General features: G+C 47.6%; 17 protein-coding genes and 3 pseudogenes. 14 read left to right on the forward strand and 6 right to left on the reverse strand.

Annotated features, from left to right (window positions below; genetic code table 11):
- Nucleotides 1-13 precede the first annotated feature (13 nt).
- Together ansA and sppA are read right to left on the reverse strand one after the other, a co-directional pair.
- Nucleotides 14-1,023: pseudogene (ansA, locus tag O1V66_RS05680) on the reverse strand (asparaginase).
- A gap of 163 nt (nucleotides 1,024-1,186) precedes the next feature.
- On the reverse strand, nucleotides 1,187-3,046 hold the full coding sequence (gene sppA / locus O1V66_RS05685; RefSeq protein ID WP_045048092.1) for a signal peptide peptidase SppA: 1,860 nt from the start codon (nucleotides 3,044-3,046) through the stop codon (nucleotides 1,187-1,189).
- A 176-nt stretch (nucleotides 3,047-3,222) separates the two neighbouring features.
- Between sppA and O1V66_RS05690 the strand changes: the two genes are divergently transcribed.
- From O1V66_RS05690 to O1V66_RS05700, 3 genes are read left to right on the forward strand one after another with little or no spacing between them, the layout of a single operon-like run.
- Nucleotides 3,223-3,774 (forward strand): NAD(P)H nitroreductase, encoded by a 552-nt coding sequence (locus O1V66_RS05690; protein WP_045048091.1) that lies wholly within the window; start codon nucleotides 3,223-3,225, stop codon nucleotides 3,772-3,774.
- Complete coding sequence (locus O1V66_RS05695) at nucleotides 3,758-4,384, forward strand: nucleotidyltransferase family protein (protein ID WP_160292251.1); 627 nt, start codon at nucleotides 3,758-3,760, stop codon at nucleotides 4,382-4,384. The genes O1V66_RS05690 and O1V66_RS05695 overlap by 17 nt, the downstream gene beginning before the upstream one ends.
- Complete coding sequence (locus tag O1V66_RS05700; RefSeq protein WP_045048089.1) at nucleotides 4,344-5,348, forward strand: XdhC family protein; 1,005 nt, start codon at nucleotides 4,344-4,346, stop codon at nucleotides 5,346-5,348. The genes O1V66_RS05695 and O1V66_RS05700 overlap by 41 nt, the downstream gene beginning before the upstream one ends.
- On the opposite strand, the gene O1V66_RS05705 is transcribed toward O1V66_RS05700, so the two are convergent.
- From O1V66_RS05705 to O1V66_RS05715, 3 genes are read right to left on the reverse strand one after another with little or no spacing between them, the layout of a single operon-like run.
- Nucleotides 5,341-7,623 (reverse strand): xanthine dehydrogenase family protein molybdopterin-binding subunit, encoded by a 2,283-nt coding sequence (locus tag O1V66_RS05705; protein WP_045048088.1) that lies wholly within the window; start codon nucleotides 7,621-7,623, stop codon nucleotides 5,341-5,343. The genes O1V66_RS05700 and O1V66_RS05705 overlap by 8 nt on opposite strands.
- A complete protein-coding gene (locus tag O1V66_RS05710; RefSeq protein WP_045048087.1) occupies nucleotides 7,620-8,618 on the reverse strand; it encodes an FAD binding domain-containing protein in 999 nt (332 codons plus the stop codon). Before O1V66_RS05710 ends, O1V66_RS05705 begins: the two co-directional genes overlap by 4 nt.
- Nucleotides 8,615-9,103, reverse strand: a complete 489-nt coding sequence (locus O1V66_RS05715) for a (2Fe-2S)-binding protein (RefSeq protein WP_045048086.1) — start codon at nucleotides 9,101-9,103, stop codon at nucleotides 8,615-8,617. Before O1V66_RS05715 ends, O1V66_RS05710 begins: the two co-directional genes overlap by 4 nt.
- 394 nt (nucleotides 9,104-9,497) lie before the next feature.
- Here O1V66_RS05715 and O1V66_RS05720 point away from each other — a divergent pair.
- From O1V66_RS05720 to O1V66_RS21850, 7 genes and pseudogenes are all read left to right on the forward strand, one after another.
- Nucleotides 9,498-9,815, forward strand: a pseudogene (locus O1V66_RS05720) (toprim domain-containing protein); the annotation flags it as partial.
- A gap of 81 nt (nucleotides 9,816-9,896) precedes the next feature.
- Nucleotides 9,897-11,225, forward strand: coding sequence for a site-specific integrase (locus O1V66_RS05725; RefSeq protein ID WP_045048084.1), 1,329 nt, complete (start codon nucleotides 9,897-9,899; stop codon nucleotides 11,223-11,225).
- 5 nt (nucleotides 11,226-11,230) lie between these two features.
- On the forward strand, nucleotides 11,231-13,015 hold the full coding sequence (locus O1V66_RS05730; RefSeq protein ID WP_045048083.1) for a hypothetical protein: 1,785 nt from the start codon (nucleotides 11,231-11,233) through the stop codon (nucleotides 13,013-13,015).
- Nucleotides 13,015-13,290 (forward strand): hypothetical protein, encoded by a 276-nt coding sequence (locus O1V66_RS05735; protein WP_269128198.1) that lies wholly within the window; start codon nucleotides 13,015-13,017, stop codon nucleotides 13,288-13,290. Before O1V66_RS05730 ends, O1V66_RS05735 begins: the two co-directional genes overlap by 1 nt.
- An 83-nt stretch (nucleotides 13,291-13,373) precedes the next feature.
- The gene (locus tag O1V66_RS05740) at nucleotides 13,374-14,876 is read left to right on the forward strand and encodes a site-specific integrase (protein WP_269128199.1); all 1,503 of its coding nucleotides are present in this window, start codon (nucleotides 13,374-13,376) and stop codon (nucleotides 14,874-14,876) included.
- Nucleotides 14,877-15,117: 241 nt separating this feature from the next.
- The gene (locus O1V66_RS05745; protein ID WP_269128200.1) at nucleotides 15,118-15,363 is read left to right on the forward strand and encodes a hypothetical protein; all 246 of its coding nucleotides are present in this window, start codon (nucleotides 15,118-15,120) and stop codon (nucleotides 15,361-15,363) included.
- A pseudogene (locus O1V66_RS21850) lies at nucleotides 15,360-17,282 on the forward strand (DNA topoisomerase III). The gene O1V66_RS05745 and the pseudogene O1V66_RS21850 overlap by 4 nt, the downstream one beginning before the upstream one ends.
- A gap of 117 nt (nucleotides 17,283-17,399) precedes the next feature.
- Here O1V66_RS21850 and O1V66_RS05760 read toward each other — a convergent pair.
- Entirely contained in the window at nucleotides 17,400-17,756 is a 357-nt protein-coding gene (locus O1V66_RS05760) for a hypothetical protein (RefSeq protein WP_152623621.1), read from the reverse strand.
- A 307-nt stretch (nucleotides 17,757-18,063) separates the two neighbouring features.
- On the opposite strand from O1V66_RS05760, the gene O1V66_RS05765 reads away from it, so the two are divergent.
- The 4 genes from O1V66_RS05765 (at nucleotide 18,064) to O1V66_RS05780 (ending at nucleotide 20,183) form a co-directional block, all read left to right on the forward strand.
- A complete protein-coding gene (locus tag O1V66_RS05765; protein WP_269128335.1) occupies nucleotides 18,064-18,198 on the forward strand; it encodes a helix-turn-helix domain-containing protein in 135 nt (44 codons plus the stop codon).
- A 225-nt stretch (nucleotides 18,199-18,423) separates the two neighbouring features.
- Complete coding sequence (locus O1V66_RS05770; protein WP_269128203.1) at nucleotides 18,424-19,008, forward strand: ATP-binding protein; 585 nt, start codon at nucleotides 18,424-18,426, stop codon at nucleotides 19,006-19,008.
- Nucleotides 19,009-19,138: 130 nt separating this feature from the next.
- On the forward strand, nucleotides 19,139-19,663 hold the full coding sequence (locus O1V66_RS05775) for a hypothetical protein (protein ID WP_269128204.1): 525 nt from the start codon (nucleotides 19,139-19,141) through the stop codon (nucleotides 19,661-19,663).
- A 121-nt stretch (nucleotides 19,664-19,784) separates the two neighbouring features.
- On the forward strand, nucleotides 19,785-20,183 hold the full coding sequence (locus tag O1V66_RS05780) for an AAA family ATPase (protein WP_269128205.1): 399 nt from the start codon (nucleotides 19,785-19,787) through the stop codon (nucleotides 20,181-20,183).
- Nucleotides 20,184-20,398 lie beyond the last annotated feature (215 nt).

The following is a 20,398-nucleotide window of genomic DNA, read 5'->3' on the forward strand; positions in this document are numbered from 1 at the left end:
CCTCAATAATCTATCAGGCGGATAACTCTCCGCGCAGGTCTTGCTGCATCTGCTCGCGAATGTCGGCTGCAGACAGCGGCTGGCTGAGCAGGTAGTGCAGTTTGGTCAGGGTTGCCTCGACGGTCATGTCGAAACCGCTGATAACGCCCGCGTGCGCCAGCGCATTGCCGGTTGCATAACCCCCATGTTGACCTTGCCCGAAATACACTGGGTCAGGTTAATCACCACAATGCCGCGATCCGAGGCTTCTTTCAGCTCGTTGAGCAGGTCACCTTTCTGTGGCGCGTTGCCTACGCCATAAGAGCGCAATATCAGCGCCTTGACCGGCTGTTGCAGGAAGTTGCGCACCACTTCGGCAGAAATGCCGGGATAGATGGTGACGACGCCAATAGGCTGCGGGGTAATGTTGTGCACACGCAGCGGACCGGTGGTTGCCGGAATCGACGGCGTGGACAGGCGGCGAATATGAATACCGGCTTCGAGCAGCGGCGCCATGTTCGGCGACGCGAAGGCATCGAAACCATCGGCGTGCGCCTTGGTGCTGCGATTTCCGCGATACAGACGGTTGTTGAAGAACAGGGTGACTTCATTTACCGGATGGTTGGCGGCGATGTACAGCGAGTTCAGCAGGTTTATCTGGCCGTCGGAGCGCAAGGCTTCCAGCGGGATCTGCGAACCGGTCACGATAACAGGCTTGTCGAGGTTTTCGAGCATAAAGGACAGCGCCGAGGCGGTGAACGCCATGGTATCGGTGCCGTGCAGAATAACGAAGCCGTCATACTGATCGTAATGTGCCTGAATATCGTCGGCGATATGCTGCCAGTCTTCCGGCGTCATGTCGGAGGAGTCCATCAGCGGCGAATATTCCTGAATGTGGAAATCGGGCATCTCGGGGCGATGGAACTCGGGCATCAGCGCCAGCTGGCGCTGGAGGTGACCGGAGACAGGAATATAGCCCTGTTCCGAGCGCTGCATGCCGATGGTACCGCCGGTATAGGCAACATAAATCGATTTTTTAGTCATGAGCAAAAGTCTTTTTTAATCAGCCAGACAGGCCAGGTGGGGGCGATTATAAAGCGAGTGGGGCCGGAATAAAAATTTGAATGTTAAGTGATAAAAAAATGGCCTCGTCACGAGGCCATTTAAAGGGAGGATTTACGCAATCAGCGCATTAATTCAGCATCCGTTACTTCACGTCACCGCAGGTCAGACACATCGCATAGCGATTTTGCGGGTCGTTGAGGTTGTTGAACAAGTCGGCCTGCGAGCGCATTTTCAGCGCCACATCGGCCACCGGCGCGGGCAGGTAAGCCTGTGCCACCGCAGGCAGCATCGCGTGAACCGACGCGTTCATCTGTGAAAACACCATGTCGGTGAGGCTTGGCTGGTCGACATACCAGTTAAGCTGCCATTTAGGCAGTTTAGCCAGCTCGGCGGCTTTCTTGACCGCGTCATCGAAATCACCCAGTTGATCCACCAAACCGTTGTTCTTGGCATCCGTTCCAATCCACACGTGGCCCTGCGCAATCTCGTCTACCTGTTCCGGCGTTTTGTTACGCGACTTGGCAACCAGTCCGAGGAAGGTTTTATAACCATTCTCGATATTCAATTGCATCATCTGCGAAAACTCCGGCGGCAGCGCCTTGGTGGTCGCGATATCCGCCAGTGGCGAGGTCGCTACACCATCGGTATGCACGCCATATTGGCCGAGCGTATCCTGATAGGTGTTGATCACGCCGAAGATGCCGATGGAACCGGTCAAGGTGCTGGGGCTGGCAATGATGTAGTTGGCGGGCGTTGAAATCCAGTAACCGCCGGATGCCGCCATGCCGCCCATCGAAACGACGACCGGTTTGCCTGCCGCCTTCGCCGCAGCCAGTTCAGAACGGATCACTTCGGACGCGCTTACACTGCCGCCCGGACTGTTGACGCGAAAGACGATAGCTTTCACTTTCGGGTCAAGACGCGCTTCACGGATCTGCTCGGCGGTGGTATCGCCGCCAACATCACCCGGCTGCCCTTCACCGTCAACAATAGCGCCATTGGCAAAGATAACCGCAATCTGCGACTGACCGTTGTCTGGTTTGGCTTTTGGCGAATAGTCTTCAATGCTGGTGTAGTTGAAGTCTTTCTTCTGTTTGTCGAAACCAAAGGCCTTGATCATCGCCTCGTCTGCTTCGCCGCGAGAAGCCAGTTCGTCCACCAGCTTGTTTTTCAACGCATATTCCGCCGTGTCGCCGCCCACCTGCTGCAATCCGCTTAGCACGCCTGCGGCACCCGGGAAGAGTTGTTCAGGGGTTAACTGACGGTTCGCCGACACGGTGTTGAGGTAGTTGTTCCACAGCCCGCCAACCCAGCGTCCATCGGCATCGCGCGCCGCAGGCGACATGTTGTCGCGCATCAGCGGCTCGACGGCCGATTTATAGGTTCCTACGCGGAAGATGTTGGTGGTGACCTTCAGCTTGTCGAGCAGGGTTTTGTAGTACAGCGTGTTGGTGGCAAACCCATGCAGGTCGACCGTGCCCATCGGCGACAGGTAAATCTTGTTGGCAAAGCTCGCCAGATAATACTGCGACTGGTCATAGCTGTCGCCCACGGCAAAGATAGGCTTGCCCGCGTCGCGGAACTCGCGCAGCGCCTTGCCGATGTATTGCAGCGAGGCCTGATCGGTTCCGGTGAAGTCGGTCAGCGACAGCACCATGCCGGTGACGTTGCTGTCATCTTTGGCAGCACGAATAGTCTCCACCAGGTCAAACAGCGACGTCTCCTGCAGGCGATTGCTCGAGGTGCCGAGCAGTTCTCGACCCAGCTGGCGCACGCGGTTGTTGACCGTTGGCTTGTCGACCACGGACCCACTTAAATCGACCAGCAGCGCGCCCTTGGTCGGGGTGGTGTCAGCAGGTTTGGATTGCAGCTCGTAATAAATCCCCACGCCGACCAGAATGATCAACACGAGGAAAAGATTGAGAATAAATTCCCTTACAAAATTAAGCAGACGCCAGGTCCACTTAAAAAAACCGGCGATGATTCGCCACAGTATGCGCATGTTGTCTCCATCAAGAGCGACTCGTGTTGCTATCCTAATGACCTGCCGGAAAAAAGTCAGCTTTAAATCCTTTGATAAATTGGCAGCATTCGTAACAGAGAAGCCCGTGTGGGTTAGTCAGACCCGCGCGGCTTATGCTAACGTTAAGGCATACGCTCATAATAAGGAGAGAAAAAATGGATGCTCTGGACCTCTTGCTAAACCGTCGTTCCGCCTCGCGCCTTGCCGCACCTGCGCCTTCGGGGGAATCCCTGCAAAATATCATCAATGCCGGGATGCGCGCCCCGGACCACGGCGCACTTCAACCCTGGCGCTTTGTGATTGTCGAAAACGACGGGCTTATCCGTTTTAGTCATTTGCTGAAAAGTGCCGCAGAGAAAGACGGGCTGGACCAGAAGGCTATCGAGAAGGCGACGCAGGCGCCCATGCGCGCGCCGCAAATCATTACGGTCATTGCCGATTACAAAGAGAGTGCCAAGGTGCCGCAGTGGGAGCAGGTGGTGTCGGCGGGCTGTGCCGTTCACGCCATGCAGATGGCTGCCCTGGCGCAAGGCTTTAACGGGATCTGGCGCACCGGTCCCTGGACCGAACACGCAGCAGTGCGCGAGGCATTCGGCTGTCATGGCCACGACCAGATTGTCGGTTTCCTGTATCTCGGCACGCCGCAGCTTAAATCCAGCACGCAGGTTATTCCGGCCGACAGCGCCGCCTTTGTCAGCTACTTCTGATATGGGCATTCTGCTGATGGCGGCAGGTCAGGGGCAACGCTATCGTGCGCTGGCCCCTGACGTCTTTAAACTCGATGCGCCGCTTGCAGGGGGCGCATCGGTGTTTGCCACCACGCTTGAAGGTTGTCTGCGCACCGGGTTGCCGGTTTATGTCGTGACCCGCCCCGAGCATCAAGAGATTATTGATACCTGCCGACAACGGGGCGTCAGTTACGGCTGCCATCAGACCGACACGCTTGCCGACTCGATTGTGGCGGGCGTCAAGGCCTGTAACGACTGGAACGGCTGGCTGGTGCATCTGGCCGATATGCCGCAGGTTGCCAGCCAGACATTTTTAGCGATCTATACCTTGCTGAGCGAACACGCCATCGCGCGCCCCGTGTATCGGCATGCGCCCGGCCATCCGGTCGGGTTTGCCAGAAGCATGCAATCGGCGCTGCTGGCCCTGACGCCGGGCGAGGGGGCCAAGGCGTTGCTTCGCCGCCATAACTGCTATTTTTTAGATATTGATGATGCCGGTGTTGTTTGTGACATCGATACCCCTGACGATCTCGACAAGGTGAATGCGCATGCAAAGTTTGGACAAGCAGGTGATGGCGCAGGCGAGTGAATGGATAACCCATCACACCCTGTGGCTGTGCACCGTGCTCAGTACTTTTGGTTCATCGCCGCGTTCGCCGGGCACCATGATGGTAATCAACAACGCAGGGCAGTTTTGCGGCTCGCTTTCCGGCGGTTGTGTGGAAGACGATTTTCTCGAGCGTATCGCGCTTGGGCAGTTTAATGCCGACAGCCAGCGCGTTATCTACGGGGAAGCCGGACTGACGCCGAACAAGACCTTGCCGTGCGGCGGGTCGATTGCCATTCTGATTGAGAGGTTGAAGCCCGGTGCGGAAAGCGCGGCCTATCTGGCGCGTATGCAGGCTGCGCTGGCAGGGGCCATTACGCTGCGTAAACGTCTGGTGCTGCCTCTGCCGTGCTATCTGCTCGAAGAGTGCGACTATGCCAGCAGCACGCAGGTCGAAGACGATGAACAAACCCTCACCATCACACTGGCGGCCGCACCGCAGCTGGTGATTGCCGGACTCTCCGAGGTGGCGGTGTACTGCGCCGACTTCGCCACGGCGCTCGGGTTTAATACCATCGTCTGCGAGACGCGCAGTGACATGCTGCAAAACTATCGCCATCGTTTGCCGCCTAGCGTACAGCTTGAAGAGGTCTTTCCGGCGAAATGGCTCGAGCAGCACGGGCAGCATCAATGCAGCGCGGTAGTGGCGTTGACGCATGACCCGCGCATGGATGATTTAACGCTGATGGAAGCAGTGCTGACGCCCGCGTTTTATATTGGCGCGATGGGATCGCAGCGCACTAGCGAGAAGCGTTTCGAGCGATTAAAGCGGATTGCCGGTTTGACCGATGACGAGATGCAGCGCATTCATGCGCCCATTGGTTTGCCGATAGGTAGTAAAACGCCAGCCGAAATTGCGCTGGCGGTGATGTCTGATGTGGTGAAAACCAAAAATCAGGCGATGATGCGTGAAACGGGCGTCCCTGCCCGTATCGCCGTCAAATAAGTTTGTCCAGGGTGATCGGCAGGTCGCGGACGCGCTTGCCGGTTGCGTGATACACCGCATTGCTGAATGCCGCCGCGACGCCCACAATACCCAGCTCACCCACGGCCTTGCCGCCCAGTCCCGTCGCCTGATAATCCGGCTCGCCGACGTCAAGGGTGATGATTTCCGGCACATCGGCGTTAATCGCCACCATATAGTCGGCCAGATTGTTGTTGATCACCCGCCCGTTGCGCGGGTCGACCTGACCTTCTTCCATCAGCGCCTGACCCAGACCCATAATCATGCCGCCAATCCACTGGCTACGGGCCAGTTTCGGGTTATAGAGCCTGCCGCTGTCGAATGCGCCGACCATACGGCTGACGCGCACGGTGCCGAAGTCTTCATCGACCCGAACCTCGACAAACTGCGCGCTCCAACTGTGTGCGGAGACATCGCCCGCCGTCGCGCCTTCGGCATCTTCCATCGCGCTGACGATATTCTTGCGATCCTCGGCCGAGGTGCCGTCCTTAAAGGTGTGGGCATCAACCTGCAACTCTTGAAGACCGGCCAGCTGAATCAGCTGTGACAGCGAAATGGCCCGCTCGGGCTGGCTGGCGGAGCTGACACTACCGTCAACCAGCAGCAGCGCGGAAGGGGACTCTTTTTCCAGTGGCGATCCGGCCTGCGTGGCGGCAAGCGAGACTAGTCGTTCGCGCATTTGCAGCGCCGCCTTGTGCGTTACGGTGGTCAGATTGCCTGCGAGCTGCGAGCCGCCCGCCACACCGGCCAGCGGGAAGCGCGTATCACCCAGCTGGACTTTGACCCGCGATGAAGACACTTGCAGCACTTCGGCCACGGTTTGCGCCAGAATCGTGTAGGTGCCCGTACCCAAATCGACGCCGCCGCTTTGCAGCAGGAAACTGCCGTCCTTTTGAAGAGTCAGGCGGGCTTCGGCGGGCATCCGGCTCACCGGATACGTTCCGGCCGCCATGCCCCAGCCGATAAGCTCATGGCCTTCGCGCATGGAACGGGGTTTGGCCGAGCGCTTGTCCCAGCCAAAGGCTCTGGCCCCTGCCGCATAGGCTTCCTTCAGACGGCGAGTGGTCCACGGGATCCCGGATTTATAGTCGTGATCTGCCCAGTTGCGCAGGCGCAGCTCAAGCGGGTCTATCCCAAGCTCGTAGGCCATTTCATCAATCGCGACTTCGAGTCCGAAGGTGCTCGGATTCTCGCCCGGCGCGCGCATCCAGCCCGGCGTAACGGTATTGATGGGCACAACGCTGTGTTTTGACGTGACGTTAGGAATGGCATACATCAGGGCGGTGACCTTGTTGCATGACTCGGCGAAGGCGTCATTGAGCGAGGTTTCGCTCATCCCTTCGTGGATGATGGCGTTGATTTTGCCGTCGTGGTCCGCACCCATTTCCAGCGTTTGCGAGGTGGCAGGGCGGCCGCCGAAACCGGTAAAGGTCTGCGGACGGGTCAGCACGACTTTTACCGGACGTTTCAGCTCGCGCGAGGCAACGCTCGCCAGGGCGACGTGGGTATACGGCACCGGTTTGGAGCCAAAGCCGCCGCCCACATAGGGCGAAATGATACGCACGTTTTCACGCGGTAAATCAAACCATTCGGAAATAACCGTCTGCGATCCGGATACCCACTGGCTCGGCTCCCACAGGGTTAACTCATGCCCTTGCCAGTCGGCGATGCAGGCGTGCAGCTCCATCGGCATATTGTATTCGCGCGGCGTGGTATAGGTATGCTTGATGCGCACGGCAGAGGCCTGCATCGCCTTGTCGGCGTCGCCGAGGGCGATATCGCTGCTGTCGACCTGCTGCGGTTTGGCCTGCGGGTCGGTCTGAAACAGAATGGCGGGCGTCTCTTCATACTCGATGTGAACCCGCGCCGCCGCCGCGGTTGCCTGTTCAAAGGTTTCGGCGATGGCGATGCCGATATTCTGGCCGTTGTGCAAAATCACGTCGTCCTGCAACGGCACATAGGTCGTTTGCGCCGCGCCTCCTTCGGCAATGGCGGTCGGCGTGTTGATTTTCAGGCCGCTTTCATGGGTGTAAATTGCCAGCACGCCGGGCAGCGCGGCGGCCTCGGCCGTATCCATTTTGCTGATACGCCCGCTGGAGATGGTCGACTGGATAACCACGCCGTACAGCATGTTATCTCTTTCCTGCTCGACGGCATAACTGGCGGCACCGGTGATTTTAAGCTCGCCATCGATGCGGCTCTTGCCGCTGCCGAGGGCCTGATAATCGGTTTTCGGGGTGTTCAGGGTCTCGCTCATGACGCTTCTCCTGCCATCAATACGGCACGGGTAATGACGCGCGGCGCCAAAATGATTTTATAGCGGTTGTCGTGCTGCGGCTGTGCGGCTGCGACTACCTGTTGCGCAGCCTGTGACACTAACTGCTCGTCAAAGGGCTGACCTATCAGCGCATGTTCCACCTCACGCGCGCGCCACGGCTTGGTGGCAACACCCCCAAGGGCGATGCGAATATCTTCGATAACGCCGTCGACGACCTTGACGCCCACCGCCGCACTTGCCGCCGCAAACTCGTAGGAGGCGCGGTCACGAACCTTGAGGTAGTGCGAATGTTTTAACGTAGGCAGCGCCGTTGCCGGGAGTTCGATTGCCGTGATCATTTCGTCTTCGGCGAGATCATGCTCGAGATGCGGCGTGTCACCCGGCAGCAGATAGAAATCGTCGATATTGACTCGACGTTCATTGCCTGCGGCATTGGTCAGCACTACAACGGCATCGAAGGCCGTCAGCGCCACGGCAAAATCACCCGGATACGTTGCAATACAGCTGGCGCTGGTGCCCAGTACGGCGTGATTGCGATTAATGCCGCCAAGGGCGGAGCAACCCGAACCCGGCGCTCTTTTATTGCAGGCCGGGAAGGTTTCAGGGTCGCGGAAATAGGTGCAGCGCGTGCGTTGACGTAGATTGCCGCCGAGGGTCGCCATATGACGAATCTGCGACGACGCCGCCTGAGTCAGACTGCCCCAAATCGCAGGCGCCAGCGAGGCGCACAGTGGATGCTCGGCCAGCTGGCTCATTTTTACCAGCGCACCGATTTTGATGCCGTCGTCGCTGAATTCAATCTGATCCAGTTGCGGCAGGTCAAGAATGTTTATCAATGAAGAGGGGGTCAGGACGCCGCACTTCATCAAATCGAGCTGCGTCGTGCCGCCGGCCAGCAGGTTGACGCCCGCCTGACCCTTGAGTTGTGCGGCGTCGAGGGTGGAAGCGGCCTGACGAAAGATGAGTTCATTCATACCTGCTCCTTCTTCACGGCCTGCGCCGCCTGTTTGACGGCGTCAATGATGTGCGGGTACGCGCCGCAGCGGCAAATATTGCCGCTCATGTATTCACGAATTTCATCGTCACTGTTGGCGTGACCCTCGCGGATACAGGCAACGGCAGACATAATCTGGCCCGGCGTGCAGTAACCGCACTGGAAGGCGTCGTGGTCGAGAAAGGCCTGTTGCACGGCATGCAGTTCACCGCTCGGTTGGGCAAGCCCTTCGATAGTCGTAATAGACTTGCCGTTGGCCTGTGCGGCCAGCGTCAAGCAGCTCAGCACGCTTTTGCCTTCGATATGCACGGTGCAGGCGCCGCACTGACCCTGATCGCAGCCTTTCTTGGTGCCGGGCAGCGCAAGATGTTCACGCAGTGCATCCAGCAGCGTGGTGCGCGGATCGACAGAGATAGACCGCTGGGTTCCGTTGATGCTAAAACGCAATGGCAGAGTGTTAGACATAGATTTTCCAGTATTGACAGTATGTTGAACGTCGATGGGTGAGTAATGCAAAAGAACAGCGTGGCAAGACGAAACTCTTTATTGGGAATCGTGTAGGTATGAGTTTTCTGTGGGAATGTCTTGCACCCTATTAAGCGTAGCCAAAGATTTCCGGCCTGCGTCCCTAACAACCGTGTGGACTCTTGTTTTTTGACATAATCGGCAATTCGCTGCTTTTGCAGGCAGGATTTCAGACGTTATCGGTCTGATTTATCCGATAAATCCTTTTTTCGCCGTTTTTGTGAGCGAACGTCCCGTCGAGAGTGCAATCCCGACTTATCAATTGTTTGCCCAGCGGCTAACATAGGCAGATATTAAGGATGAAATGCCGCCCTCTGCTTGTGAGTCACGCCCGATGCGCTTGTTTATTGCCGAAAAACCCAGCCTTGCCCGAGCGATTGCTGATGTCCTGCCGAAACCGCATAAACGTGGCGACGGGTATATTGCCTGCGGCAATCAGGATGTCGTGACCTGGTGTGTTGGACACTTGCTGGAGCAGGCGCAGCCTGACGCCTACAACAGCCGCTTTGCGCGCTGGTCGCTGGAAGACTTGCCGATTATTCCCGAAAAATGGCAGTTGCAGCCGCGTCCTTCCGTTGCCAAACAGTTGAATGTCATCAAAAGATTGCTGCTCGAGGCGCAGGAAGTGGTGCATGCCGGTGACCCCGACCGCGTACTGGTACGATGTTCTTATTGAATTAGATTGTTACGTCGATAATCTATGAACTTATGAAATCATCCGGCAGGTACTCGTATGAGCATCATTCTTTGGGAAGTTCCTGACTTTGTTGTTGACCAGAAGATTAATAGGGAAATTGATACTGATACTGGGGAGTTATCGGTAAATTTTGTAGGTGAAGGTCAGCATTTAGGAAAGCTGCCGCTATTATTTATGGAAGACGGTAGCAGTATCAGAGTCGCCAATAATTGGCTAATTCATTTGAAAGCTAATTTACGTAAAAAAGAGGTTAATACACAGGCTCAGGCATTGTTGCATTATTTTACCTTTCTCCATGATATTGGTATGTCATGGGATGAAATGCCAATATCGCTCAGACTACGTCCTACCTATGCATTCCGTAAGCATTTACGAGAAATGTTCAAACAGGATGAATTGGCGCGCAGTACTGCTAATAGTTATATGGGATCGGTGATTAATTTTTATAAATTTTATCTGGCTCGCGATCACTTTTTTGCCTATCCTCCCTTTAAATATGAAGTGGTTCGGTTACATAGAAATTCACCCCATGAATATATGAGAAATCATTTTATTCATGTTGATACCACGGATTTAAGATTAAAATTACCTAATGATACCCGACACTTTGGACTATCACGAAAACTGGTTCCGATTAGCAGTAACGAATGGCAAATCGTTGAGTCTGTATATAAAATCCGTGGTTTAGGTGTTTCAACCAGTACAGGTGAGGGTAATGAGGTTCCACTATCAGAGGAATGTAAGTTAGCTATTGATCTTAGCCGATACTCTGGGCTTAGAAGATCGGAAATAATATCGTTAAGAGTAAAGCAAATTTATAAACCAGATACTGAACAGCTTAAGAAAAAATATCTGATCAATACTGAAGGCTTGCTGCTTGATCCTCGACAAGGCGTTAAAACTAAAAATGGTACAATACGCACGGCTGAGATCCACTCTGAATTAATGCAGACTCTGTATGATTATATTAATTCATCCAGATATATTAAGCGTAGAAATAGATATCAAGAGCGTTATCCTGAACATAAAGATAACCCACCATTGTTGCTCAATCAAAATGGTAAACCCTATGCCGCTAAAACACTGGATGCCAGATGGTGTGAAATCAGAAATGCGGTTAGAAAAGAGTTACCCAACTTTAGTCATAAATTTCATAATTTACGTTCAACCTATGCAGTAGAAAGGCTAAAAGAATTATTGAATGCTGGGTTGAAGGAGGGTAAAGCGCTTGATTATCTGCAATCAATGATGGGACATAAAAGTAGAGCGACCTTACTGGGTTACCTAAAATTCTGTGAGGAAGAAACAATGAAAGCTAATGAAGTGCATGAGAAAGCATTGAATATTATTCTCAAGAGTGATTAATAATTATGGCATTTTTAAAAGAGAATAAACGCAAAACAGTAACATCATCGTTTATTGATACGGATACAATAATTAATATTAATTTACGGGATCAATCCATCACTGATGGCCATGGTACTGCGAACTTCGAACGTTTGTTATATAAACACTGTCCTGTTTTAGCTATGAAGGAGCGGCGTGTTACTATATCTGTTAATCAACCAGATCTTATTGATGCAAACAGAAGAGAACTCGTAGTACGTATTTGTAATACAATTCACTCTTTAGATGTTACAGATAGAACGAAGATCAATATTTTTAATGAGACTGTACGCTTTATCCGAATGGTTGACGAGCAAGATATTAATCAGATTTTTTGCATTGATTCTGTCAGCTTATATATAAAGAGCCTTACAGAAGCTTACCGGAGTGGGCACAAAGGGAAAACATTATCTGGCAGACAAAATTCACTTAAAGCGTTGCTGATGGGGTTAGACCCTGATCTTTTTAAACAATGTAAAAATATCTTCATTACATTCCCTGCTGACACTCAGAACATTTTACCCTATACAGATGATGAACTAAAAGAGTTGGTTTCAGCCCTGTATATAATCTATGATGATTATTGTTTGCATATTGAAAGTGGTACTGAACCTGATATCTTTCCTCTTTATAGCGTAAAAGATCTAAAGGGTATTTATCGATATAGACATAACTTATCAACAGAAAGAACGGTATCATATAATAACAGTGATACAGTATGGATAAGTGACCTAGTGCGAGCGGCCTATTTTATTAGTTGTTTTTATACTGGCGCAAACGCCACATCTTTGTTAAAAATGAAATTGTCAGATCTTACTGATGAACCATTTAAAGACCTTGCAAGGAAAGTATTTAAACTGAGTGTTAAAAAAGGAAGGCAGTCTGGCCGAATCAATGAAATTGATGTGGGCTTTACCAGAGAAGCACGTATATTTTTTGAAAAGTGGATCGTGATAAGTAAAATAATAAATCACGATAAAAATGGATTTTTATTTCCAAATCCTACTAACGATAAAAATTCCTATATGACAGGTAACAGCACTGGCATTTTAAATAAAATTTTTGTAGACCTTGGTTTACCTGCCTTAAGAAGCCAGCGCTTTAGAAAAACTAAAGCTTCATTAATTATGAGAGCTACAGAGAGTGTGTTCTTTGTTTCTCAGGGGCTCAATAATTCCGTTGAAACGGTCGCAAAACATTATGCAGATGGTAACCCTGTTACCACTGAGTTCTCACTGGCTTCCGCGCTGTATATTCGAGAGCAGACTGCCTTGGGAAAACCTCTAGATAAGGCTATTACTGAGAGTGCATTCCTTTACCACGACCCACTAAAAGAAGGTGAAGCCAGTAAAGAATTTAAAAAACTGACTAATGGCTTAAGATGCGGTGGAGCATTTAAAGATAAGGCTATAAAAGTTAAAGAGGCTTTGGTTAAAAATGGCTTGGCTGAATCCCATGATGTCGTAGCTTGCCATAAGTTTCTTGAATGTTTTGGGTGCAAGCATCACGCTATTATCGCAGAGGTCGATGATATTTGGCTTTTACTCTCATTTAACGATGTGATTCTGGATTCTGTCACAAGACCAGCAATTAACTCCCGCCCATCAAACTTACTGAACAAAGTGAATAATACTATTCAGATCATCATTGAACGAATGAAAACGGAGCATAATGCGGTATACAATGAAGCCTATGATAAATATTTGAATGGAATGCACCCCATTTGGCAGGATGTGAATGATCTAGAATTGATGCTGGGTATTTACTGATGAAAAAAGCGCTGGAATTTATTGATGGCAATAATACTTATGATGCTCTGATTGTTTCTTTTGATACTGAAGGTCGTCCATATAGTCACTATGCTTCTGATGATTGGTATTTATGGTCATTAGGTTTTAACATTTCTTTCTCTAGATTATCTGGTTCGTTCAAATCAACAGTAAAATATTTAGTTTATAAGGTCATATCAAATAATAGCTTAAAGTCAAAAAAAGTGCGGTTAAAAGCATTATTGAAGGCGCTGTCATTTTTGAAAAATGTATAACAATATGCAATGGTACATCATATAGCGTTATTGATAATGATGATTTTTTCAGACGGTTACTAGTTGAGGCTAAAAATAAGAGGTTGAAGTTCAAAACATGGAAAAACAACCTTATATTCTTATCTCATTTGTACAACGCAGATATAATAAAAAGAGAGATAAAAAATCATGAAGAGTTAGCTATGTATTTATCAGTAAGTGGTACATTAGTCTCGCAAGCCGTGTGTATTCCAGAATCTATTGCGTCCAGATATTATAGTGAGGCATTGAAAGTTATTGAAACTTATCACCCTTACAGAAATGAAATATCTTCATGCTATAATGATTTCGTGTCCGGATATTTTGAATCATCAAAACATTATGATTCTAATCGTTCAGCAAGAAGATATGCACTTAAGAATATTAAAAATCTACCAAAAAATATTAATATTCAATTTGACTATGGTGGTTCATGGTTATCCTGGCTCAGAGGAGCCTGTTACACCGTGATTGCGGCATTTACAGGTTGCCGGGATGGTGAGATAAAGTCTTTTAGGATTGATTCCTATCAAGAGAAAAAATACGCAGGTATGATCGTGCCTGTCTTACATGGTCTAGATACTAAGCCTAATTTGGGTGGTGTGGTACGACATACTTCATGGGTGACGATACCGAGTGTCAAAAAAGCAATCGAACTGCTTTGGGATGCATTTAGCTTTGCGCGTGAAAAGTGGAGAGAAAGAGCGGAATCAATAGCACATCCTGATGAAAAAAATGTTTTTCTTGAAAAGGTCGATAGCTTATTTGTTACGCTCCCCTATATGCGGGGACATCGACCTGATGCTGGAAAACAATCATTGGCTCATTCTCTTAACACCTTCGTTAAATCCGTGGGATATCGTGCCACAAAGGATGACGTTCAAGAGTTCGACTTATTAAATCCATCCAGAAAAGGTGAGCTTAAAATAGGACAGATACTGAAAGTCCATCCTCATGCATTTCGTCGAACTTTTGCTGTTTATTTGGTGCGTAATAAGTTGGCCTCTCTGCTGGATATTAAGTATCAGTTTAAGCATATGAATATGACCATGACATCCTGGTATGCCAATCAGGCTAATATCGCTTCTTATGTTGATATGATGATTGATAAAGATCTCCAGGATGAAATTGCAGGTGAGAATCTAAACCATATGACAGATGTTTTTTATCATTTTTATAATGAAGCTGAAACTTTAGCAGGGCATGAAGGAAAAAGAATAAAAAACCTTCGGTCTGAGGGCGACACGCGTATTTACTTAAGCCGAGAAGAGATTCGCAAACAAGTTCAAGATGGGCAGCTTTCTCTTGTTGAACATCCAGGCGGCTATTGTACGAATCCAAATTGTGATCGTATTTGCGATATGACGACCTGTCAGTACAAAATTGTGACTAAAGAGCAAGCTAAATCACTGATTCTGATTAGAGAACAGTTAATAACAAAATATAATCTGATTGCCACTGCCGGATTTGATATGCCGAATGTCACTTCAAAGTTCTTCTATGGAATTAAGGCTATTGAGCAGGTCTTATCCGAGCATCATTTTGATTATGTTTCTTTTAAGAAATAGGACACTTATTTATGATTGATGAAGAAACGCTCACTGAGCGAGGTAAACTAACGATAATCAGGCTTGAACGGGCTCTTGAGCGTTTATTAAACGGCGTTCCGGAACGGACTCCCCACGATGGGCGAGTCAGTCTGAGTCGTATCAATCAGGAAGCAGGTCTCGGTTCGGGGGCATCTACTATTACGATGAGTTTGTCCAGAAAGCTAAAAGAGCTATTCACGAAAGAAAGCTCGACAACGCAGTGTCTACTATCGAGTCAGGTAAAGCCTCGGTGGATAAAATGCGCGTACAAAGGGACAAAGAACGGGAGTTAAAAGAGCGTTACAGGTCTCAACGAGACGATATCAAAGCCTTCTGCGATAAGATTATTGCTAAAAATGCTCAGTTAGAATTCTCTTTGTTCGAAGCATTAGATAAGATCGAGGATCTGGAAAGGGAAGTATCGGCACTCAAGGTTGTTGATATAAGTAGCAGGAGAAGTCAGTGATTTTGTACATAGCTGAAAAACCGAGTGTTGGCAGGGCAGTTGCTGATGTTCTGCCGAAACCACATCAAAAAGGGGACGGGTTTATTAGAACCGCAAACGGTGATGTGGTGACTTGGTGTATTGGCCATTTACTCGAACAGGCTGAGCCTGATGCCTATAACCCTGACTTTAAAAAGTGGCGCAGGGAGCATTTACCCATCGTGCCAATAGAGTGGAAACACTCGGTAAAACCTGCCACGCAGAAGCAATTTAACGTTATAAAAAAATTGATTAACGAAGCCGATGTGCTGGTCAATATGGGCGACCCCGATAGGGTCGGGCAAATTCTGGTTGATGAGATCATCAATTATTGCGGTGTCCCAAAAGAGAAGCGTGAAGCAGCCAAGCGCTGTTTAATTAACGATATGAACGCCGATGCTATCCAACGGGCGCTAAATGACCTGCGTAGAAATATCGACTTCATACCTCTGGCTACCTCAGCATTAGCGCGTGCACGCGCTGACTGGCTCTATGGTATCAATATGACCCGTTTATGTACCTTACGGGGACAGTCATCGGGTTATAACGGTGTGCTATCTGTAGGACGGGTACAGACGCCGGTATTAGGTTTGGTCGTTAATCGTGATTTAGAAATCGAGAATTTTGTCTCTAAACCCTTCTATGACGTGGTTATCGATCTTAAAACCGATAAAGACCAAATTTATACGGCAAAATGGAAACCAAGTGCCGCCTGTGAACCCTATATGGATGAAGAGGGGCGACTGGTGCTGAAAAAGCTGGCTGAAACCGTATTGAAGAAGGTAACAGGCCAGCCAGGAACTGTGGTTGCGGTAACTGAAGAACCGGGCGAAACAAGCCCCGCCATTACCCTATAACTTGTCCGCACTGCAAATCGATGCTTCCAGACGTTTTAATCTCAATGCCCAGAAGACGCTCGATGTGTGCCAGCAGCTCTATGAGAAACATAAGTTGATTACTTATCCTCGTTCAGATTGTCGCTATCTACCCAGCGGACACTTTGGCGATACACATAGAGTCACCCAAGCGGTCGCTAAAACTGTTCCTGGACTGGCGACAGCTGTTGAAATTGCCGATCTGGCAGTCAAATCTAAGGCGTGGAATGATGATAAGGTCAGTGCGCACCATGCCATTATTCCGACCAGTCGTGGGGTTGATACGAATCGTCTATCGCTTGATGAGCAGAACATCTATGAATTGGTCGCCAGACAGTATCTGATGCAGTTTTATCCACCTTTTCAATATCAGGAAAAGCAGATCGATACCGAAGTGGGTGGCGGCTTGTTTATCAGCAGGCAAAAAGAAGTTGTTGATAAAGGCTGGAAAGCATTATTACCCGAGCGGAAATCATCTTCTGAAGATCCAGAGTTCTCAGCCGTAAGGTTGCCAGAGGTTATCAAAGGGGAGGGGGTAGTTTGTGTTGATGGCAAGCTAGATGAAAAGCAAACCTCGCCGCCACGTCACTTTACCGATGCCTCTTTGCTATCAGCGATGACTGGAATTGCCAGATACGTCACCGATAGAGCGATCAAAAAGGTACTTAGAGAGACCGATGGCTTGGGAACAGAAGCGACCCGAGCAGGTATCATTGAATTACTGTTTAAGCGTGACTATTTGACCAAAAAAGGCAAAGAAATTCATGCTACGGATATTGGCCGCAGGTTGATACTATCTCTGCCAGAAGCTATGACAAAGCCTGATATGACGGCACATTGGGAGTCACAGCTAGAAGCGATTTCTGAGAAAAAATTAAGTATGGTCAGTTTATGCAACCTATGGTTGATGGTTTACATGTGTTTATTCATCAGGTCGATAATATCCGTTTTAACGGGCTTAGAGGCTTAGGTAAGGCTCCACGAAAAATTGCGATGCAGAAAAAACAGGTAAAACGGCAACAATAACGAGTTGTGCATCTTTAAATATGGCTATCACATTAATTAGTGCCGGAGATAATCGTCCTTGCGCATGGTAAAGTATTGTTTGGAATGGGATGCCAGTTAGTTGGCATCCTTCTTTCCCTACATGGATAACAGCTGGTTAATTGCTCTAATTGTACCATTTAACTGGTTAAATTTTTCAGCAGTATCTTTCTGTAGTTTCGTGATTTTAAGCTTTTCTTGTGGGATTTTTTCTAATAACTCCCTGTAAGCTTGCAGTTCGTAGCGAATCAGCAATAGATCTTTTTCTAATGCTTTCTTTTCTGAAGAAAGCATGCAGTTACCGTCATTAGCTTGATGAAATAATGATGGATTTGTGACTTCTGACGAAAATTTGTAGATTATATTTTTGATACTACCACTCGAGATGACAAGTCCTTGCATCTTCAACTGATGAACACCACGATCAACCAATCCAGTAGCCTGTATTCTAGACAATTTTATCTCTTTAATTGCTATATTAATCAAATGGTTACGTGAAATTTTATTATGGTTTATCTGGGCTAAAACCCGACCAAATTTTTTACTGATCTTAAATGAAATCCTACAGGTCATATCTACAAAAGCTCTTAACACTAATACTTAGGATTGCTAAGTATACAGGAGTGCGAGAAACTTAGACAATCTAAGCTACTGAGACGCTATGTGATGAAAAAGATTTGCAAAAAAACCCAATACCAGAGCGCCTTAGGCAGGCCAGAAAAAAGCCGGCATATCCCAAAAGGATTTGGGGGTGAAGGCTGGAATGGATGAAGGATCAGCCAGTGGTCGTATGAATCATTACGAGAAAGGTCGGCATGCTCCTGATATTGAAACATTACGTAAGATAGGAACAATACTGAATGTTCCTCTGAGTTACTTTTTTGTGAAGATGAGCTAAGTGCTGAGATGGTGACTCTTTTTCAAGATTTGAATGAAAATGAAAAAAATAACATTATCCAAATACTTCGTGGAGATAAGAAATGAATTGTTATTTTTCTCGCTCAATGACAATATATTAGCATTGAAATGTAATGTGTTTAAACATGGAACTTATCAGCTTTGACTGAACATCGATAAGGTTATTTACCTATTATCTGGATAAACCTGTGAAAGAAGAACTTTTATGAATGATATATATATTAGTCGTGTGCAAATTGAAGGTGGTTTTCTTGATGGTTTAGATGTATCTCTAAAACATGGTTTAAATACGATTATTGGTGCACGAGGAACCGGGAAGTCTACATTCATCGAACTGATTCGGTACTGCCTAGATGTTAAAGGTCATACCATTGAATCAAATAATAAAGCTATATCTCATGCCAAATCTGTTCTTAATGATGGGCAAATAACCGTTACCATATGTAATGGTAGTGACTCTTTTTCTTATACGAGAACTGGTGATAGTGAGCCTACTCCTCCAATAGATCGCAATCTGAAAACTCCACTGATATTTTCCCAAACAGAAATTGAAAATGTTGGGCTAACATCCTCTGGGCGAATGAAACTCATTGACGATTTTTTGTCTGGTCTCGATACGTTACACCAGCAAGAATTTGCAGAAATAGCTATTGTAGAATCTTATGCATCAGAGATTCTATCATTATCATCGAGTGTTGATGATGTCGAAGACAAATTGTTAATGCTACCACAGCTTAGACAACAAATGATTTTAATCGAGTTAGAAGAAAAAAATAGCTGGAATATCTGAAGTCGCAAAATTAAAATCTGATGACTTAAAGAAACTAAGTGATGTTTACTTTAAATTAAATGAAAATGTTGAAAAAAATAATAAAAAGATAGAAAAAATCAGTTCATTAAAGCGTAACTTAAACTCATTCATGGCTGAAAAACAAGAAGTAGAATCGTGGGTGTCAAGTGAAGTTTCTAGTGATGCTAGAATAGTAAATGAATTAAAAATAGCAGGAGGTCATATATCTTCGATAATCTCTGCTTTTGATAGTTTCATGCATGATATATCAATTGAATTAAATGAACTGCAAGTTAAGATACAAGATATAACAAAACAAGGACAAGGCTTGCGTTCTGACATCGATAAAATACAGGAAGGAGCAGGAGAGGTAGCTAGGAAGCGTCAAACACTTCAGCAATCTATCTTAAATCTTGAAAATATTAAAAAACTCAACTTTGATAAAAGTATTAAAGTATTGGATTTAAAAAACAAAAGAGACCTTTCTCTAACAAGGCTTTGTGATCTCCGAAAACAGAGGTCTGACTTACGTGTTGCCAAATGCAATGATTTGAATAAAGCATTGAAACCTAAAATAAAAGTAACTATCGAAGTCGCTAATAGATTAGATGACTATCAACAGGTATTGATAAATGCATTGAAAGGGGGGTATTAGATACAATGACATTGCACCGATTATTAGCGAATCAATTCCTCCTGTTATTTTAATTAAAATTCTTGAGTCTAACGATATTGATGGTTTTATTTCACTTGTTTCAATATCTAAAGACCGAGCATTGAAGATAATCAACAGTCTCAAACAAGCTACTGATAAGATAGCCACTGTCCTGCTTGAAGATGAAATAAAACTAGAGTTATTAGACGGTTCTGAATATAAAGATTTTACTGCGCTTTCTACTGGTCAGCGATGTACAGTGATACTACCGATAATTTTAGAGCATAAGGAAAGCATCTTAGTAGTAGATCAGCCTGAAGATCATATTGATAATGCATTTATTGTAGAAACATTAATTTCTTCCATCACTAGGCGAGCTAATGATGGGCAAATCATTGTTTCTTCGCACAATGCAAATGTACCAGTTTTAGGTGGTGCCGAAACTGTTATTCATTTAAATTCTGATGGGACTCGGGGATATGTTATTGCAGAGGGGGACTTGATGATATTAATATCGTGAGTTCAATATCTAATGTCATGGAAGGTGGCAGAGAGGCATTTAACCGTAGGGCTGACTTCTATGGTAGATGATTTAAAAAAGCTTTAGATAATTTGATATCTTCAGATGCCAACGAACGATTTTATGCAGCGAGATATTTTATAGAAAATAATACTCCAAGTGCTCGCTCTAAGTTAGAGGAACCAGAGGAGCAAGGAGTTAGTGAGACATGTTCG

The organism is Rouxiella chamberiensis, from assembly GCF_026967475.1.
In the GTDB taxonomy this organism is placed as follows: Bacteria; Pseudomonadota; Gammaproteobacteria; order Enterobacterales; family Enterobacteriaceae; genus Rouxiella; species Rouxiella chamberiensis.